A 17,617-nucleotide genomic window follows, 5' to 3' on the forward strand; every position below is an offset into this window, starting at 1 on the left:
TTAACTGCTTTATTAACTGACTCGATATCTAAATTGCAGGCAAAAAAAAGGCGACTAGCAAGTCGCCTTAATCAATTATTGTGCTAACACTGCTTTCTGCGCCTGGAAAATAGTCTCTATTCCCCCACGGGCCAGAGCCAGCAACGACAAGAGTTCTTCGTGACTGAATGGTTCGCCTTCTGCGGTGCCCTGCACCTCAATCATCCGGCCATCTTCCATCATCACCACATTCATATCCGTTTCTGCGGCAGAATCTTCTACATATTCCAGATCGCAAAGGGCCTCGCCTTTAACGATACCGACAGAAACCGCAGCAACCAGACCTTTCATTGGGTTCGCTTTCAATTTACCCGCCGCGACCAGTTTATTCAGTGCATCGGCCAGAGCCACACAAGCACCACTGATTGAAGCAGTACGGGTACCACCATCAGCCTGCAACACATCGCAGTCTAAGGTGATAGTGAACTCACCTAATTTTTTCAAATCAACCGCAGCACGTAAAGAACGGGCAATCAGGCGTTGAATCTCTAAAGTACGGCCACCTTGTTTACCTTTCGCGGCTTCACGGGCATTACGGCTATGAGTAGCACGCGGCAACATGCCATATTCAGCAGTTATCCAGCCCTGCCCTTGGCCTTTGAGAAAGCGCGGAACACCCTCTTCGACCGTGGCGGTACACAATACTTTGGTATCGCCAAACTCAACCAATACTGAACCTTCAGCGTGTTTCGTGTAATTACGGGTCAGGGTGAGTGGGCGGACTTGTTGTGCTGCTCGGTCTGCTGGACGCATGGGCTTTCTCCGGCTTTAAATCGATATTGGTCGCGCATTATACGGCCTTAGTGATGTAATGCCTATCCTGCCTGCGCCTCGGAGGCTATAATCGCTGCATCTTTTCTTTAAAACGGGTACGCAACAATGATCCGCAGCATGACCGCTTACGCTCGGCGTGACATTAAGGGTGAATGGGGTAGCGCAGCCTGGGAGCTGCGTTCCGTTAACCAACGCTATTTAGAAACCTATATTCGCTTACCTGAACAATTTCGCAGTCTGGAACCAGTTATCCGCGAACGCATCCGTGGCCGCTTAACGCGCGGCAAAATTGAGTGCAACCTGCGTTTTGAACTGGATGCTAACGCACAAAGCTCTCTGATCCTTAATGAAAAACTGGCAAAGCAGTTAGTTGAGGCCGGTAACTGGGTCAAAATGCAAAGTGATGAAGGCGAGATAAATCCGGTGGATATTCTGCGCTGGCCGGGTGTCATGGCCGCTGAAGAGCAGGATCTGGACGCAATCAGTACCGAGCTAATGCAAGCATTGGATATCGTGCTGGATGACTTTATCGTTTCCCGCGAAACAGAAGGTGCGGCACTGAAAACCCTTATCGAACAGCGCCTTGATGGTGTTAGTGCGGAAGTGATTAAAGTCCGTGCGCATATGCCAAATATCTTGCAGTGGCAACGTGAACGCTTGCTCAATAAGCTGGAAGAAGCGCAAGTCCAACTGGAAAATACCCGTCTGGAGCAAGAATTGGTGTTGATGGCGCAACGTGTCGATGTTGCCGAAGAGCTAGATCGCCTGGAAGCGCACGTTAAAGAAACGCACAATATTCTGAAGAAGAAAGAAGCGGTAGGCCGTCGCCTTGATTTTATGATGCAAGAATTTAACCGCGAATCGAATACGCTGGCATCAAAGTCTATCAATGCCGACGTGACCAACTCCGCTATCGAACTGAAAGTACTAATCGAGCAAATGCGCGAGCAGATTCAGAATATTGAGTAAGTTATCACGCTAGCACTCACTAAGTCTCACTGCCCCTCGAAGTACACCTCAAGCCCGTGTCACTACGGGCTTTTTTAGCGCTATAAATTTTTATGGTCGAATACTTTCTGCAACCATATATTCCCCCTGGGGTTGATTGAATTTTCAGCAATGGAAATGTAAATTTAAGAAGTAACAACATGCGTACATATGCCTCAATCCAAGCCAGAGCCAATACTTCAGAAGTTCTGAACTCTGCAACTCACGATGAACCGATGGGAATTGCTTGCAAAGAGAGTAGCGCCGTAGTGGTGAAAAGGTTATTTAATGGTTTGTGATATACACTAACCACAGCTCATGCTTAGTATCACCCGTCCTAGGTTACTATTCAGTCTGAGTCAGGTGAATCAATGGGAAAGGTTTCCCCTCGCCATCCAATTCTGAGCGACCGATTTTTATAAATCCGCATTTTAGATAAAAAGTTAATGCCGCTGGATTTTGCTCATTCACATCCACACGCAACTTTCCCTTTAAATGCTGAGCATGAACCAGCAACGCTTTACCAATACCTTTACCGTGATAAGCGGGATCAATAAACAACGTTTCTACTTTGTTACTATCCAGGCCGATAAATCCTACGATCTCGGTACTATTTTCAAATAACCACACCTCCAGAGCAGGTAAATAGATATCCCGCACCTGTGGCAAATAAAACTGAATATCAGTTTCGGTTAAGAATAAATGTGTTTCTCTTACTGCGAGTTCCCAAACCTCAACCAAACGGGATATATCCGCAAGTGTCGCCTTTCTTATCATCTATACCTCAAATTTTCACCTCAGAGACAAGCGTAATTATCACTGACCGTAGAAGGATGAAACAAGACCGTATTTGTTCCAAACAACGCGAGGTGAGCACTTTTTTCCCTAGCCATCAGGTGTATGTTGAATAAATATAATCAGTTACTGATTAATCGCTTAACGATAGTCGCAAATAATACTCATGTCAGTGTAGAGTATGTAGGTAAGGAGAAAACATGCAGTTAACCGTATTAGTTGATAATAATACCTTGATAGATAAGTACCTTACCGCCGAACCTGGTGTCTGCTATCACTTACGAATTGACGAAAAATCATTTCTTTTTGATACCGGTTACTCCGATGTTTTTCTGAGTAATGCGGCCATTTTAGGCATTAACCTGACTGAGATAGACAGTATTGTCCTTTCTCATGGGCATAACGACCATAGCTGGGGGCTAAACCACCTTGCACAGCATCTTGATCGGGTAAACCATCAATATGCCAAGAAAATAAAGATTGTTGCTCATCCCAATGCTTTTCTGCCGAAATACTATGAAGATAAATCTATAGGGGCTAATTTACCGGCGGATGGTTATCCGATGCTTTTCGAACGGGTCGAACAGCCTGGGGTATATTACCTTACCGATAATTTACTCTTTTTAGGGGAGATTGCGCGTAACAACGATTTCGAAGGGCTAGAGCCTATTGGCGAAACTGTCGATTGCTGCGGCCATAAAGTTGAAGATTTTGTTACCGATGATAGTGCAATGGTTTATACCAGCCCTGAAGGTATCGTAATAATCACAGGCTGCTCTCACTCTGGTATCTGCAATATTATCGATTATGCTATTAAAGTTACCAACGATAAACGTGTGCGTGCAGTTATTGGCGGCTTTCATTTATTAAATGCCAGTAGTGAGATTCTATCCAGAACATCTGACTATTTTAAACAACTCAATGCTAAAGCAGTTTATCCCTGCCACTGTACTGATCTTAAAGCCAAAATAGCCCTAGCTAATACAGTTAATATTGAAGAAGTCGGCGTTGGCATGATACTGAACTTTTAGTAATTAAAGTGCCCAATTTGAGCAGTAATAACGAGAATCATCTGATTATTATAATTCCATAATATTTGTAAGTGTTTGTGTATGGCAAGAGGTTTAAAGCTAATGCATAATCCCTGCTGGAATTTTAACGCTCAAATAAGAAGGATTTCGTAATGCTTAAGAATGTACTTTTTTTCGATGCTTTGCTAACACCAAAAATTCTTACTGGTTTATATTGGCTTTTACTGGTGCTCATCATTATTTCCGGCGTATTTGTAATGATAAATACCAGCGTCATCGGCGGCTTTTTTAGCATCCTTGCTGGTGGCCTTACTTCTCGAATCTGTTTTGAAATGATCATGATCGCATTCAAAAACAATGAATATCTGAAAAGAATCGCAGAAAAACCATAATTGGGATTTGGGTATTCTTACTTCATTTGAAATGGAATACCCTAATTGCTCACCATTTTGCTGTTGTAGTGATGTTAACCCGCCCAAAGTCACACTTCTCTCCCTCGAACAAGCGGCTCTTCTTCATTATTTTATCAATTAAAATATTTTGTACAAATCAATGTAACAATATAAAAAATATGATGTTTTTTTATTTTTCCCATGCTTACCTTTCTTCTTATGCCACAATTTGAGAGCAGAAAGGGCATTTAATATGTTTATGACTACTATCTAATATCAGGTATGAAGAAATTACACATATACTTTATTGGTTGGTCGGTCTAGACAGGGTCGTTTTATAAGGGCCAGAATTACCACCATCACAGGGTAAGCCAGAAATAGCGTTGCTTAAATTTTCTGGCTAAGGTAAGTAAAAGACACATATACACTTTTAGGGGATCGCGTATGTTCGAAGACCAAAACACATCGATCCTTGATACCTATTTTGGTACCCATAGCCCTTTTTGGCGACTGGCTTTTGATAGTCAAGCTTTAGAGTTGTCAGCGATTAAAGGGACTACAAATATTGCTATTCCCCTTAATTCAGTTCAAACAATGAAAATTCGGGGCTTAACCGGCATTACTGCCAGTTTAGATATTGAAATCGAGATTTATGGTAATCCACTTCATTTACATCTGGTGGGCCGTAAAGTTAATGACAAAGAATGGGGCGGAACGGCTTCCGCGTACGCGGATACTGAATCAGTAGCGCGCGATTTAGTAATGGGGCTTTCCTTTGCAGAACAAGTGGTTTCTGAAGCTAACTCAGTCATTGTGATTCTCGATAAAGATGGTTATGTACAGCGTTTCAATCACCTTAGCGAAGAATATACCGGTAAAAAAGAACAAGATGTCATTGGTAAAAATGTTTACGACTTGTTTATGACAGCCAAAGAGGGAGCCTCATCACGTAAAAATATTGAGGGCTTCTTCCAGCGCGGTGCATCTTACGAAGTTGAGCGTTGGGTTAATACCGTAAAAGGAAAACGTCTCTTTTTATTCCGCAATAAGTTTGTTCACAGTGGCAGTGGCAAAAACGAGCGTTACCTTATCTGTTCTGGTACCGATATTACTAAAGAAAGGCGTGCTCAAGAGCGTTTGCGGATTTTGGCTAATACCGACATGATTACTGGCCTGCCTAATCGCCACGCTATTCATGAACGTATTAATAGCGCGATCCTAACTCGTGGTGATTCTTCGGTGGGGATTATTTACCTCGATCTCGATAATTTTAAAAAAGTGAACGACCATTACGGTCATATGTTTGGTGATCGCTTACTGAAAGATGTCTCACTCGCCATTTTAAGTTGTTTGGGTGAAAGTGAAATGCTTGCCCGGTTAGGCGGTGATGAGTTTATTGTTCTGGTCGAGAATGCCTCGATGAGCTTACTGGAGGCAACTACACAGCGTATTCTCAACCGCATGAAATTGCCCTTCCGAGTAGGATTGATTGAAGTATATACTGGGTGCTCTATCGGGATAGCACTGTGCCCTGAACATGGCGATACACTAGAGAATATTATCCGTAGCGCAGATACTGCCATGTACACCGCAAAAGAACATGGAAAACAGACCTATTCGATTTTTTCACAAGAGATGAATAAGAAAGTATCTGAATACGTCTGGCTAGATACCAATTTACGTAAGGGTTTAGAACAACATCAATTACAAGTTTTTTACCAACCCAAGATATCTGCCAAAACGGGTAAAGTTCATAGTGTCGAAGCATTAGTCCGATGGTTATCACCTGAGCGTGGTTTAATCGCCCCACTTGAATTTACGGAATTATGTAGCAGCCGCACAAGTTTTTATCCCGCCTAAGCCGTATCGTTTCCCCTTCAATACCACAGGGGAAATCACATGGCAGAATCACACGTTGTATCAGGTCTAGTTTCAAAGCGCGAAGAAATTGCAGGACAAATTTCAATTTTTCAATCAGAAATTGGGCGCTTGCAAAGTTCGCTTTCACATTTGGATAATACCATTAAGCTGTTTGCACCGCAGTATGATTTACGCACCATAAAAGGCAAGCGCACTTACACGAAAAGCAAGAATTTTGAGCGAGGTGAAGCGCAGCGCATGACGCTGGATGTATTGCGGGAGTTAAAAAAGCCGTTATGTAGTCGTGAAATTGTTGATGAACTGCTAGAGCGTAAAAATATTGAATCGACTACGGCGAATATTGTGAATTTACAGAAAAATATTTTAACGATATTGCACAGCTTGGAAAAACGCAACATCATCGCTCAAGTAGATAACTCTGGCGGTGTGTTAAAATGGAAAATTGCTTAGGCCGCTAAACGCTCAGCTTGACGCTTATTCCCTTGCCAATATCCGCACCAGTCATGGTGCGTTTTTGTTTTTACGCACTTGGTTAAAATATCTGTAAAGATTTTACCGTTCGGCCAGCGGCGAGTATCTTCACGATAAGCCGCTTCATTCGCATAGTTCGCTAAATATTCAATGCCGAATTTATGCGTTTGGCCATACTGCATTCTGCGAAACCGCGCAAAATAACTTTCAGCCATGTTGTTGCTAACGCCGTCATCGGTTGAATATTCGGTTTGATGATTTACGCGCTTGGTATCGTATTTGGCGTGGAGCGGGTCATACGCAGGGCTTTCATCCGCAAAAATAGTTGAGCCTTGCACTACAACACGATCAGCCAATTTAATTACATCCGCTTGGTTCTCAGACTTCACTACAAATGTAATCGTTTTAGTTGCGCCGATAGTTGCGTCATTTGAATTATTTTGATTTTGTAGTGCCGTTGGTAACGCACGTTGACGAAACACCAATACGCAGCGTTTGGTTGGCTTTTGGTGAATGGCTAAACGTCTATCAATACGATCTGCTTTTTTGTTCTTGGGGCGAATGTGGCCGTTTACATAAGCGCCGTCAATATGAACTTCACCCGACAATTGCGCCATGTCACGCTGCTCCATCAATGACTCACGGATTTTATGCGCAAGAACAAACGCGGTTTTGTATTGCACACCTAAATCGCGTCCAAGCTGTAAAGCAGAAATACCTTTAACGGCATTGGTGTAAATCGCAATGGCCGCCAGATAAATACGCAAAGGTAATTTATGAAAAGCAAACACGGTGCCGCTAGTAACTGAAAACGTATGGTTGCAATCTTTGCAGCGCCATTGGCGGCGAACGCGGATAAAGTAATGCTTATTCAACACGCCGCACAAGGGGCAAGCCACGTTATCGCCTTTACCCCAGCGCACTTCTTTGAAGGTTTCAAATGCTTGTTGTTCGGTTAGCTCAAATACTTGGCGAACGGACAAGGTGCGGGCTTGGGCTGAGAGGAGGAAGTGTTGTTTGTTGCTCATGTTTATCACCATATTGGATAACTACATATCGTATATGATATATCTAAAAATACTCATGCGCAACAGATAAATAACGTATATGATGATATAAATATCCTTAAAGGGGCTTTGCAATGACTGAAAAATGGGAGCAGAAAGCAAAAGGCTTGCTTAAATCAGAGCTTAAAAGGCGGGATTTAACTTATTCACAGCTTTCAGAAAAACTTGCCGCCGTTGGCATAACCGAAACACCAGAAAACATTGCCAATAAAATAAGTCGCGGTAAATTTTCAGCAGTGTTTCTTATCCAGTGCCTTGAAGTTGTAGGGTGCCATACGCTTAGACTTGAAATATAAATTTTGTTTGCGCTATAACGCGCATGGAGCAATAGCTTAATGAGTAAAAACGATAATACTAGCCAACAGCCAACAGCCAACAGCCAACAGCCAACAGCCAACAGCCAACAGCCAACAGCCAACAGCCAACAGCCAACAGAATTTAGTTGCAGAACTAATTGATCTGCTGTCAAGCGATGATCGGTTGGTTTCAGAAGGAAAATTAGTAAAAAATAAAATCATTGAACTCGCTCTCAATCTCGACCCATTATTACTTCAATATTTATTGAAAGCGGAAAGCTTAAAGCGTCACTTTTTTTCTGTGGTTGGCGATATTTTAGTCTTTGATAAAATTAAATTTCAGCGATTCGTCAGCAACAAACAATTTCTACCTGATAGTTACACGTCTTTTAAAAATAAGATTGGCCTAACATCTAACGATGAGTACATAAGTAGCTCAAAAGACGTGGTGCTTGCTTGGCCGTATAAGGATTGTGTTCTTGAGGGTGGGCAAGATAGAGAAGATGCAAAGCGCGATGAAATATTTTGGAATGAAACCTTAGCGCCAGATCAAATTGATCGTTTATTGTCTCCTAAAGCCTTGGTAAATTTTAAAAAAATTGACAGTAATGGTGAGCATGCGGTACAGGCCATAGATGAGTCTGACAACCTGTTAATTAAAGGTAACAACTTGCTTGCACTTTGCACGCTTAAAAAAACACACAAAGGGAGGGTTAAATTAATTTACATAGACCCTCCATATAATACGGGGGGAGATAGCTTTCAATATAACGATAATTTTAACGAAAGTACGTGGCTTACCTTCATGAAAAATAGAATTGAAGCTGCAAAACCACTGTTAAAAAACAATGGAGTTATTTTTGTACAATGTGATGACAATGAGCAGGCACCGTTAAAAATAATGCTTGATGAAATTTTTGGTAAGGCTAACTTCGTAGAAACATTTATATGGAAAAATACAGATAATGCACCAGCACTGTCTAAAAAATCACGGAAAAACATAGAATTTATACATTGCTATGAAAATAATTATGATAGTAGCTCGTTATATGTGGGTAGAGAAAGTGACAATGATGATGCACCTTTATTAAATAGCGGAAATCCGATAACTATATTGGAGTTTGAGCCTGAAATTATAAAAATAAAACTGCCTGATGGAATTTATCAGGCCGGCCAGCGTGACAAGATAGAGCTTTTGGATGATTTGAATGTTAAAAATGGATTAAATGCCAACAAAGTTAGACTTAAAGGTCGATTTAAATGGCAGCAATCATTTTTAAATAATGAAATTTTATCAGGTACATATTTTTTAATAAAATCAGATAAGTTTTCGATTCGGTATCAAAGGAAAAATTCATCAATAATGGCACCAGACAAGCTATTAGATGATGTGTATCTATCCAAAGCTATCGGGGTGGAAACCAATGAGGATTCAAAAAAACACATTGATTCTTTAAATTTAAATTTCTCATCCTTCCCTAAGCCTGAATCGCTAATTTCATTTTTGATTAAATCTGTCACAAATGAGGATGACTTAGTGCTTGATTTTCATCTGGGTAGCGGCACAACAGCGTCTGCTGCTCATAAAATGAAAAGGCGATATATAGGCATAGAGCAAATGGATTATATACAGCCTGTCGCAGTAGAACGTTTAAAAAAGGTTATTTCCGGCGAGCAGGGAGGTATATCAAAATCAGTTAACTGGCAAGGAGGCGGGAGCTTTGTTTATTGTGAATTAGCCAAAGCTAATCAAACCTTCGTTGACTGCATTCAAGATGCAAAAACTAACGAAGAGCTAATTGAAATTTGGTACACCTTGCAAAGTAAAGCATTCCTCTCTTATCGCGTTAACCCCGCTGAATTTGATGCCTCTAAGCACGAGTTTGAAGAGCTAAGTATTGAAGATCAAAAAACGTTTCTGATTGAAGTATTGGACAAAAATTTGCTTTACGTTCCACTAAGTGAAATTGATGACGAAACCTATGCAATCAGCGATGCTGATAAGCAATTAAATCGTCGGTTTTTTGGATTGGAGTCATTATGATTAAAACACTCCATCAAACACTCATAGAAGAGCTTGGCAAGCGGGAAATTGAACGCACCGTTATACCTGATTCGATTTCAAGAAACCTGAACCCTGCTTTTCCCATGCGCCCCTATCAAGAGCGGGCTTTTAAATTATTTATTAAATATTGGGAAGAGGCTTTTGATGGTAAGCCACGGCAGAATCATCAATTACTGCTACACATGGCGACAGGTAGCGGTAAAACACTAATGATGGCTGGTCTTATTGCTTATCTTTACAGCAAAGGCTATAGAAACTTTCTATTTTTTGTAAACAGCAGCAATATTATTAACAAAACGAGAGATAACTTCCTCAACCAAAATTCTGTTAAATATTTATTCAATGAAACCATTAGTTTTGGTGATAAGCGCGTTGAGCAGCGTGAGGTTGACAGTTTTCAGTCCGTGAGTGGCGATGACATAAATATTGTCTTTTCGACAATACAAGGGCTTCCCTTTGCGCTTAATACGCCAAGGGAAAACAGTATCACTTATGATGATTTTGAGAATCATAAAATAGTTCTGATCTCTGATGAAGCGCACCATATCAACGTAGACACTAAGAAAAACAGAGCCGTTGATCAAGAAGAGTTATTTGAGGTGCTGTCTTGGGAGGGTACTGTAGAAAAAATATTTAATGCGAACCCACAAAATATATTGTTAGAGTTTACGGCAACTATTGATTTCAACGATGAGGCGCTAAGTAAAAAATATCTACCCAAGTTACTATTTGATTATCCGCTTAAAGAGTTCCGCAAAGATGGATACTCAAAAGAGGTTAAAGTTCTGCAAGCAGATTTGCCGCCATTTGAGCGAGCAATTCAAGCGGTATTGCTTAGCCAATATCGCCGAAAAATATTTGAAAAGCACAAACAGCTTATCAAGCCAGTTATTTTATTTAAATCTAAGACGATCAAAGATAGCCAATCATTTTTTGAAGAGTTCAAGCAAGGCATTAAAAGTCTTACGCCATCAATGCTTGATTCATTAAGGAAGCGCACAGATGAGCCAACTATATCAAAAATATTTGAGTATCTTGCAGGGAACAACATTACTCTGGAAAATTTAATTTCCGAACTGAAAGAGGATTTTTCAGAAGAAAAGCTAATCTCTGTCAACAGTAAAGAGGAGAGCGAAGCCAAACAGCTTGCGGTTAATTCTTTAGAGAGTAATGAATATAGAGCAGTCTTTGCCGTGGACAAGCTAAATGAAGGGTGGGATGTTCTCAACCTTTTCGACATAGTGCGTCTTTACGATACTCGTGACGGAAAAGCTGGCAAGGTTGGCAAAACGACCATGAGCGAGGCTCAGCTCATTGGGCGTGGGGCTAGATACTGCCCATTTAAAGTATCACCTGAACAGCCGCTGTTTGAGCGCAAGTTTGATTCAGATTTGGATAACGAAATCCGAATTTGCGAAGAACTGTTTTACCACAGTGCGTACAACCCAAAATATATTCAGGAGCTTAATACGGCCTTGCAGGAAATAGGCATGAAAGCAAAAGACACACGGGAGCGTAAAGTTAGCCTAAAAGAGTCATTTAAAAATACACCTTTGTATAAGGCTGGGCACATTTATTTGAATCAACGTATTAAATACAGCAGGCAGGATATTGTTGGCTTAGAGAGCAGTATTATTAACCAAACACATAAGGTTTCCCTGCGGACTGGATATACAAAGAGCCTTGTGGCGTTTGACTCTATAGTAAATGATTCAGGTGCTGCGAAAAAAAGTAAGGATTATTACATCGCTGAATTTGGTCTTGCTGTTATTAGAAAGGCAATTCAACGACTAGAGTTTTATGAGTTTTCTAACCTTAAAAAATATCTGCCTAACCTGAAGTCTATCCGTGAATTTATTGTTAGCGAAAGCTATCTTGGGAAAATTAAAGTTGAAATAACAGGGCTAGAAGATGAGGTATTAAATTTAAGTGCCGATTGCCAGCTAGATGCAGTCATACAAATACTCGAAGCCATATCAGATGTTATAGCCTCTGACAAAATCGAGTACAAAGGCTCAAAAAAATTCGAGCCTCAAATGATGAAGTCTGTATTTACCGATAAGACACTCAATTTTATGCTTGATGATGGCGGCGACAAAGAGTTTGGTCGCTCAATGAGCGATGCAACCGAGACGGCAAACCATTTGCATTTAGATTTGAGCACAAAAGCGTGGTTTGTATTCAATGATTGCTTTGGCACATCCGAAGAAAAGCTTTTGATTAAATATATTGATAAGAAATATAACGACTTAGCCAAAGTTTATTCAGAAGCATACTTAATTCGCAATGAAAAACATTTCAAGGTGTATGCGTTTGACGATGGCAGGCCATTCGAGCCTGACTTTGTGCTTTATCTAATTGGTAAAGAAGAAAAAGACACTATGCACTACCAAGTCTTTATAGAGCCGAAAGGTTCACACTTGCTTAAAGCTGACGAGTGGAAAGAAAAATTTCTTATGAGCATCAAAGATAGCTTTGAGGTAGAGCAATTATTTTCAAACAAAAAATACGTTGTTTGGGGACTGCCGTTCTATAACTACGCCGAACGTATGCCTGAATTTGAGGAAGGTTTTAACGAGCTAATATCGTAAAAACCTGTGCGTGAACAAAAAGGCGCATAAGCTTTTGATTTTAAAAGGTTTGTGCGGCTGCTACATAATTCCGTGAATTTATCTCCTATGCCGAAGAATCCGGGTTGATCGGACCATTGGGAAAATGGGTACTGCAAACCTCAATGCAACAAGCGGTAAATTGGAAAAAACGTGGAATTAACTTGCGGGTGGCAGTCAATGTGTCAGCCAGGCAATTAATTGATGAAGCTATCGTAACCAGTTTTATTGAGTCTCTTGAATCCAGCGAATTAGAATCAAGTTTGGTTGATGTTGAATTAACCGAAAGTTGCTTAATTGATGATGAAGATGCAGCTATCAATATCATGAAACAACTACGTCACTTGGGTGCTCAGGTTCATTTGGATGACTTCGGCACTGGCTATTCTTCACTTTCTCAATTGGCCCGTATCCCTATTGATGCCATTAAATTGGATCAAAGTTTTGTTCGTGATATTGATAATAATCCTATTTCACAATCTCTGGTTAAAGCCATTATCGTTGTCGCTGAGGCACTTAAAATGCGGGTGATTGCAGAAGGTGTGGAAACTAAAGGGGAAGAAGAATTCCTGGATTCTATTGGCATTGATGAAAAGCAGGGATTTCTTTACGCCAAACCAATGCCCGCAGATGAACTGGAGCATTGGCTGGTAACACAACACCCTCACCTTTCATTGGATTAGGTGCATAACGTTATATTGCTTTTGGCATTGCCGAAGTATGCCGGTCTTGTAACGTAACCAACCGTTCGATATAGGCAATATCTTTCGGCTCAATAGAAAATGCAGAATCAACCCAATCCTCAGTGATATCCATCAGTTCTGAACGCGTTAATTGTAAAACACGTTGCCGGACCCTAATCATCGCTCTCATACCATTTAACTTCGGCCTGATCGTATCTATAAAGGTGCGAGTAGCAAGATAAGCATCTCCCGGCTGAAATAACTTATCAACTAAGCCACGCCCCATTCCCGAACGAAACGCAACAAACCATCATGCGTTATGCAGCGAGTAGATACTCTAAAAATACCTCATTCGGTGAGCTGTATTCCAGAGATTTGCGCCCCCGAGTGTTGAGGATGTGCTCCAGTCTCGCAATATCTTCATCGCTGACGCCATTAAAATCGGTTCCTTTCGGATAAAACCGCCGTATCAGACCGTTGGTATGCTCATTCAACCCCCGCTCCCAGGAATGATAAGGCCGGGCAAAGTAAACCTTTGCGCCCGTTACCTGAGTGATGTCCTTATGTTTCGCAAACTCGGGTCCGTTATCTGCCGTCAGGGTTTTAAACTCACAGAAAGTATTCGCCACGATGTCCCTGAACGCTTCCACGACGCTCTCAGCGCACTTATTGGGGAGTTTACGGATAATGACCTGCTTTGTGGCTTTGTCCACGACCGTCAGCAGGAATGACTTCTGGTCTTTGCCAAAAATCGTATCGATTTCAACATGCCCGGGAACCTGTTTGAGTTCAGCCTCAGCAGGCCTGTGCTCAATGCCAACCCTGTCCGGGATGGGCGTGCGTCCGGGCTCACCCGTATCATAGCGATAGCGTTTACCCCGGTGAGGGAGCTGAAGGTAAAGCTTACCGCCAGCCTGTCTGTCCGAACGGATATAGCGGTAGAGGGTATTTTTGCTGACGGCGATATCAAACTGGATTTTCAGTCTCCCAGAGATAACCTCAGGGGAGGTATGTACAGCCAGCGCCTGCCGGAGAAAGTCTTGTGTCTGCTGGCCCAGAGGGAAACAGGCATTGTGTGCCGAGGTGGCGCCCCGCCGTTGTCTGGCTAAGGCATCAGCGCGTCTGGAGGAGTAAAGTCCGTTGAAAGCGGGGTCCGTATTACGCCTGAGCTCCCGGCTCAGGGTAGAGCGAGAGACGCCGAGCTCTCTGGCAATGCAGGACTGATTAACGCCTTCAGCTTTTCGTTTTTCGATGTAAAAGCGCTCATGCTGAGTCAAATGTTTTCCCTTCATGCAACAGGGTCTCCGACAGGGTCAATACGGCTATTTTATCCGTACCTGACCGGTGGGTCACTTTGTTGCATTTCGTTTGGGAATTGGCGCACGACTGTTAGCATTACGATTCCGGCTGGGCCTGCCAATCTTCAAATATGACCATTCAGAGCATTAAGTCAGGTACGTGAAGGTTTACTCCTCAAGTTGGAACCCGCTAATATTCTGTTGCGATAAAAAGTCAGCCATAGCTTGCACCTCTGGGTGGTGTAAGAAATGAGTAATCTGTTTTGCTCGAATCGGCCCAATACCCGGTATTAAACTCCACTCGGCGATACTGCGTTGTTGTAGTGACCGCCATTGAGAATTGACAAGTGTACCCTGCGCAAAACCCAATGCCTGTAGCCATTGGGAAAAGGGTTTTTCCCTTGTGCTTTGAAATTGCTGATAAATATTTTCAGCACGGGCTATCCCTATGCCAGGAACATCCGCTATTTGGTCTTTCGTGAGAGATAGCCACCCCACCAAATCATTGATCAGCCCATGATGGATCAGCTCTCGCCAATATCCACTACTAACACTTTGTATATCTAGTCCTTTTTGGCCACTAAGCCATGTCAAACGAGAGAGAAGTTGCGGCTCACATTCAGGAGGGATAAGGCGAAAACAGCTCAATTGATGAAATTGATCCTCTGCTGGAGGAGTGAACGTCTGCCGTTGGCTTACCCGCCAAACAACACTATCCAACCGTGGAATACCATGCCCGGCCAGTGCGATAACGATTTGATCGCCAGATGTAATATCCCACTGCCGCCAACGCGCGACCGAGCCAACATTCACTCGCCGAATCCATTTGTCATCAATTTTTACTGGTGAAACCTGTAAAACGACTGTCACTCTACCAGTGCGGCCTATCGTGAAATGTATATCTTTAATTTCAGCAAGTTGCTGCTGTGGTGGGTATTTCCACGCCACAACCCAGTGCCCCGGAACGGCCTGCCAGTAGCGTCCGGCTGGCTCCTGTTCCTGACGGATAACAACGCCATCAGTTACAAAAGGCAGCGGTGTTTGCAACCAGTGTTTGCGAAAGTGTGCAACATCGCGACTTGATACTATTGGTTTGCTGTATTTAGCGGTCAAGGGGAAGCCCATCGCTTGCAATAGTGTCCCTTTCTCCACCATGCTGCTTGGTCCATCAGGCCATGCCCATATAAAAATGCCCAATTGGGGTAGTAATGCCGCTGGAGACTTACGCATAAGTGCGCCAGCAACTGTCGCCCTGGCATTGGCACCACCAGACGATGCTTGTTGATGGTCGTCCATTTGCAGGAATAGCTCCCCTTGCAGCGTTAACCAGGGAGGAGCGGTAGCAATATATTGAGGAATAGCAGTAATAAATGGTGCTTTGTCAGTCCAGTTCTGGCCTTTCAAACCATTTCCTCGACTGAGAAGTTGCATCAGTTTTCCATCCTGATACACCAGTGTTACTGCAACGCCATCTATTTTAGGCTGCACCCAGAGATTTTTCCGCCCCACCATCCAATCAGCCAGTGCAACTTCATTTTTAAGTTTTTTTAGTCCGGTATGCGCAACCGGATGAAGAAACTTCCCATTACCAGGAGTAAGTCTGTTTTCCTGTTTGTCCGGCAATAAATGGCATGACTGCCATAACTGCAATTTTTCCTGCAATTGATCGTAAACATCATCGGCATGCACGCTAATACCTTGCTGATGGTAAGCCACATTCCACTTATCCAGTTGTTTCTTGAGTGAGTTAATTTCAACCGACATTCTTTCTGGCGGCCATTCAGGGCAGATAGCTTCCGCTCTGGAGGACCAATGTATAAAACTGACTATCAACAGAACAAATATTTTTAAATTCAGCATGCTCATAAGTCCCTTTCCTTGGTGGCCGGAAGTAAAACCTGAAATGTCTTATCCGTCGAAGACCAAAAAAATTAAATGCGGGCGCTACCGAAAAATAGTTTTCTGCTTACAGCAACAAATGAAAATTACGCAATCTTCGCCGCAAAATCAGAAAATCGAGCTGTTTACAGACGAAACATTCAGGTGAAATGTGTTGTAACGCTGCATGACGCGTAGCAGCCGTGTATACTGTGCGGAGATTCACACTTCTGCTTTCTATATACACCCAAAGTAATTGGTGTTGCGGATAGGTAGCAAGCGAGCAAATCCTGATGCGCTGACTAAAGTCAGTGTTTTTGGAGAGAGGGCTGCTAGCGCCGTTGCAACGTCAAGTAAGAAGGGTATATCAACCTAATCAACTGAAACGTCATCATGGTCCAAGGCACGCTATACATCGTTTCCGCGCCCAGTGGGGCAGGGAAATCAAGCCTGATTCAGGCTTTGTTAAAAACACAACCGCTGTACGACACGCAGGTTTCTATTTCCCATACCACGCGTGCAATACGTCCGGGTGAGAATCACGGTGAACATTACTTCTTCATTTCTAAAGAAGAGTTTTGCCAGATGATTGATGACGATGCTTTCCTTGAGCATGCCAAAGTATTTGAAAATTACTATGGCACCTCACGTTTGGCGATTGAGCAGGTTCTTGCAACCGGTGTCGATGTATTTTTAGATATTGATTGGCAAGGTGCGCAGCAAATTCGCGCAAAAATGCCCACTGCACGCAGTATTTTTATTTTGCCGCCATCCAAGGAAGAATTGGATCGCCGCTTGCGAGGCCGTGGACAAGATAGCGAAGAGGTTATCGCTAAGCGAATGGCGCAAGCTGTCGCCGAGATGACCCATTACGCTGAATATGATTATTTAATCGTAAATGATGATTTCAATCTGGCTTTATCTGATCTGAAAACCATTATTCGCGCAGAACGACTGCGTTTAGGCCGCCAGAAACAGCGGCATGACGCTTTAATCACCAAATTATTGGCAGACTGAACCGAGTTTCAGTATCATGCCCCGTCATTTCGTCACCTGTGGAGTAGCAGAATTATGGCACGCGTAACTGTTCAAGACGCTGTAGAGAAAATTGGTAACCGTTTTGACCTGGTGTTGGTCGCTGCTCGTCGGGCACGTCAAATCCAGTCCGGCGGTAAAGACGCACTGGTTCCAGAAGAAAACGATAAAGTTACTGTGATTGCGCTGCGCGAGATTGAAGAAGGCCTGATTACTAATCAGATTCTCGATGTTCGTGAACGCCAAGAACAGCAAGAGCAGGAAGCCGCAGAGATCCAAGCGGTAACCGCGATTGCTGAAGGTCGTCGTTAATTAG

At 42.7% G+C, this 17,617-nt stretch carries 16 protein-coding genes and 3 pseudogenes; 13 read left to right on the forward strand and 6 right to left on the reverse strand.

Annotation, left to right across the window (positions count from 1 at the left end; all coding sequences use genetic code 11):
* Positions 1-75: 75 nt before the first annotated feature.
* The gene (gene rph, locus ACWJJO_RS22270; protein ID WP_083161705.1) at positions 76-792 is read right to left on the reverse strand and encodes a ribonuclease PH; all 717 of its coding nucleotides are present in this window, start codon (positions 790-792) and stop codon (positions 76-78) included.
* A 126-nt stretch (positions 793-918) separates the two neighbouring features.
* On the opposite strand from rph, the gene ACWJJO_RS22275 reads away from it, so the two are divergent.
* On the forward strand, positions 919-1,782 hold the full coding sequence (locus ACWJJO_RS22275; protein WP_005191086.1) for a YicC/YloC family endoribonuclease: 864 nt from the start codon (positions 919-921) through the stop codon (positions 1,780-1,782).
* Between the two features lie 179 nt (positions 1,783-1,961).
* A complete protein-coding gene (locus ACWJJO_RS22280) occupies positions 1,962-2,099 on the forward strand; it encodes a hypothetical protein (RefSeq protein ID WP_193784755.1) in 138 nt (45 codons plus the stop codon).
* 46 nt (positions 2,100-2,145) lie between these two features.
* On the opposite strand, the gene ACWJJO_RS22285 is transcribed toward ACWJJO_RS22280, so the two are convergent.
* A complete protein-coding gene (locus tag ACWJJO_RS22285) occupies positions 2,146-2,577 on the reverse strand; it encodes a GNAT family N-acetyltransferase (RefSeq protein WP_083161676.1) in 432 nt (143 codons plus the stop codon).
* Between the two features lie 218 nt (positions 2,578-2,795).
* On the opposite strand from ACWJJO_RS22285, the gene ACWJJO_RS22290 reads away from it, so the two are divergent.
* The 4 genes and pseudogenes from ACWJJO_RS22290 (at position 2,796) to ACWJJO_RS22305 (ending at position 6,349) form a co-directional block, all read left to right on the forward strand.
* The gene (locus ACWJJO_RS22290) at positions 2,796-3,626 is read left to right on the forward strand and encodes an MBL fold metallo-hydrolase (protein WP_083161674.1); all 831 of its coding nucleotides are present in this window, start codon (positions 2,796-2,798) and stop codon (positions 3,624-3,626) included.
* A gap of 152 nt (positions 3,627-3,778) precedes the next feature.
* Entirely contained in the window at positions 3,779-4,018 is a 240-nt protein-coding gene (locus ACWJJO_RS22295; RefSeq protein ID WP_083161672.1) for a DUF4282 domain-containing protein, read from the forward strand.
* A gap of 444 nt (positions 4,019-4,462) precedes the next feature.
* Positions 4,463-5,836, forward strand: a pseudogene (gene pdeR / locus ACWJJO_RS22300) (cyclic di-GMP phosphodiesterase); the annotation flags it as partial.
* Positions 5,837-5,917: 81 nt separating this feature from the next.
* Positions 5,918-6,349, forward strand: a complete 432-nt coding sequence (locus ACWJJO_RS22305; protein ID WP_481091528.1) for a hypothetical protein — start codon at positions 5,918-5,920, stop codon at positions 6,347-6,349.
* On the opposite strand, the gene ACWJJO_RS22310 is transcribed toward ACWJJO_RS22305, so the two are convergent.
* Positions 6,346-7,398 (reverse strand): IS1595 family transposase, encoded by a 1,053-nt coding sequence (locus ACWJJO_RS22310; RefSeq protein WP_481091529.1) that lies wholly within the window; start codon positions 7,396-7,398, stop codon positions 6,346-6,348. The two genes, ACWJJO_RS22305 and ACWJJO_RS22310, sit on opposite strands and share 4 nt — an antisense overlap.
* Positions 7,399-7,511: 113 nt before the next feature.
* Between ACWJJO_RS22310 and ACWJJO_RS22315 the strand changes: the two genes are divergently transcribed.
* The 5 genes and pseudogenes from ACWJJO_RS22315 to ACWJJO_RS22335 all read left to right on the forward strand — a co-directional run.
* A complete protein-coding gene (locus ACWJJO_RS22315) occupies positions 7,512-7,733 on the forward strand; it encodes a DUF6471 domain-containing protein (protein WP_481091530.1) in 222 nt (73 codons plus the stop codon).
* Between the two features lie 39 nt (positions 7,734-7,772).
* On the forward strand, positions 7,773-7,895 hold the full coding sequence (locus ACWJJO_RS22320; RefSeq protein ID WP_481091531.1) for a hypothetical protein: 123 nt from the start codon (positions 7,773-7,775) through the stop codon (positions 7,893-7,895).
* A gap of 22 nt (positions 7,896-7,917) precedes the next feature.
* A complete protein-coding gene (locus ACWJJO_RS22325) occupies positions 7,918-9,777 on the forward strand; it encodes a DNA methyltransferase (RefSeq protein ID WP_481091532.1) in 1,860 nt (619 codons plus the stop codon).
* Positions 9,774-12,389, forward strand: a complete 2,616-nt coding sequence (locus ACWJJO_RS22330) for a DEAD/DEAH box helicase family protein (protein WP_481091533.1) — start codon at positions 9,774-9,776, stop codon at positions 12,387-12,389. Before ACWJJO_RS22325 ends, ACWJJO_RS22330 begins: the two co-directional genes overlap by 4 nt.
* Positions 12,390-12,460: 71 nt before the next feature.
* Positions 12,461-13,090, forward strand: a pseudogene (locus ACWJJO_RS22335) (EAL domain-containing protein); the annotation flags it as partial.
* A gap of 10 nt (positions 13,091-13,100) precedes the next feature.
* On the opposite strand, the pseudogene ACWJJO_RS22340 reads toward ACWJJO_RS22335, so the two are convergent.
* From ACWJJO_RS22340 to ligB, 3 genes and pseudogenes are all read right to left on the reverse strand, one after another.
* A pseudogene (locus tag ACWJJO_RS22340) lies at positions 13,101-13,370 on the reverse strand (crotonase/enoyl-CoA hydratase family protein); the annotation flags it as partial.
* Between the two features lie 37 nt (positions 13,371-13,407).
* Positions 13,408-14,382: an IS30 family transposase gene (locus ACWJJO_RS22345; RefSeq protein WP_481090518.1), complete on the reverse strand. Its 975-nt coding sequence runs from the start codon at positions 14,380-14,382 to the stop codon at positions 13,408-13,410.
* A 174-nt stretch (positions 14,383-14,556) separates the two neighbouring features.
* Positions 14,557-16,254, reverse strand: coding sequence for an NAD-dependent DNA ligase LigB (ligB, locus tag ACWJJO_RS22350; protein ID WP_372569801.1), 1,698 nt, complete (start codon positions 16,252-16,254; stop codon positions 14,557-14,559).
* A 405-nt stretch (positions 16,255-16,659) separates the two neighbouring features.
* Between ligB and gmk the strand changes: the two genes are divergently transcribed.
* Together gmk and rpoZ are read left to right on the forward strand one after the other, a co-directional pair.
* Positions 16,660-17,283, forward strand: coding sequence for a guanylate kinase (gmk, locus tag ACWJJO_RS22355; protein ID WP_005191120.1), 624 nt, complete (start codon positions 16,660-16,662; stop codon positions 17,281-17,283).
* Positions 17,284-17,337: 54 nt separating this feature from the next.
* On the forward strand, positions 17,338-17,613 hold the full coding sequence (rpoZ, locus tag ACWJJO_RS22360) for a DNA-directed RNA polymerase subunit omega (protein ID WP_004392061.1): 276 nt from the start codon (positions 17,338-17,340) through the stop codon (positions 17,611-17,613).
* Positions 17,614-17,617 lie beyond the last annotated feature (4 nt).

The sequence above is a fragment of the Yersinia antarctica genome (assembly GCF_056636475.1).

Bases quoted from the DNA above. Each gene is read 5' to 3' on its own strand.
- rph (WP_083161705.1), bottom strand. From the start codon at position 792: ATGCGTCCAGCAGACCGAGCAGCACAACAAGTCCGCCCACTCACCCTG.
- ACWJJO_RS22275 (WP_005191086.1), top strand. From the start codon at position 919: ATGATCCGCAGCATGACCGCTTACGCTCGGCGTGACATTAAGGGTGAA.
- ACWJJO_RS22280 (WP_193784755.1), top strand. From the start codon at position 1,962: ATGCGTACATATGCCTCAATCCAAGCCAGAGCCAATACTTCAGAAGTT.
- ACWJJO_RS22285 (WP_083161676.1), bottom strand. From the start codon at position 2,577: ATGATAAGAAAGGCGACACTTGCGGATATATCCCGTTTGGTTGAGGTT.
- ACWJJO_RS22290 (WP_083161674.1), top strand. From the start codon at position 2,796: ATGCAGTTAACCGTATTAGTTGATAATAATACCTTGATAGATAAGTAC.
- ACWJJO_RS22295 (WP_083161672.1), top strand. From the start codon at position 3,779: ATGCTTAAGAATGTACTTTTTTTCGATGCTTTGCTAACACCAAAAATT.
- ACWJJO_RS22305 (WP_481091528.1), top strand. From the start codon at position 5,918: ATGGCAGAATCACACGTTGTATCAGGTCTAGTTTCAAAGCGCGAAGAA.
- ACWJJO_RS22310 (WP_481091529.1), bottom strand. From the start codon at position 7,398: ATGAGCAACAAACAACACTTCCTCCTCTCAGCCCAAGCCCGCACCTTG.
- ACWJJO_RS22315 (WP_481091530.1), top strand. From the start codon at position 7,512: ATGACTGAAAAATGGGAGCAGAAAGCAAAAGGCTTGCTTAAATCAGAG.
- ACWJJO_RS22320 (WP_481091531.1), top strand. From the start codon at position 7,773: ATGAGTAAAAACGATAATACTAGCCAACAGCCAACAGCCAACAGCCAA.
- ACWJJO_RS22330 (WP_481091533.1), top strand. From the start codon at position 9,774: ATGATTAAAACACTCCATCAAACACTCATAGAAGAGCTTGGCAAGCGG.
- ACWJJO_RS22345 (WP_481090518.1), bottom strand. From the start codon at position 14,382: ATGAAGGGAAAACATTTGACTCAGCATGAGCGCTTTTACATCGAAAAA.
- ligB (WP_372569801.1), bottom strand. From the start codon at position 16,254: ATGAGCATGCTGAATTTAAAAATATTTGTTCTGTTGATAGTCAGTTTT.
- gmk (WP_005191120.1), top strand. From the start codon at position 16,660: ATGGTCCAAGGCACGCTATACATCGTTTCCGCGCCCAGTGGGGCAGGG.
- rpoZ (WP_004392061.1), top strand. From the start codon at position 17,338: ATGGCACGCGTAACTGTTCAAGACGCTGTAGAGAAAATTGGTAACCGT.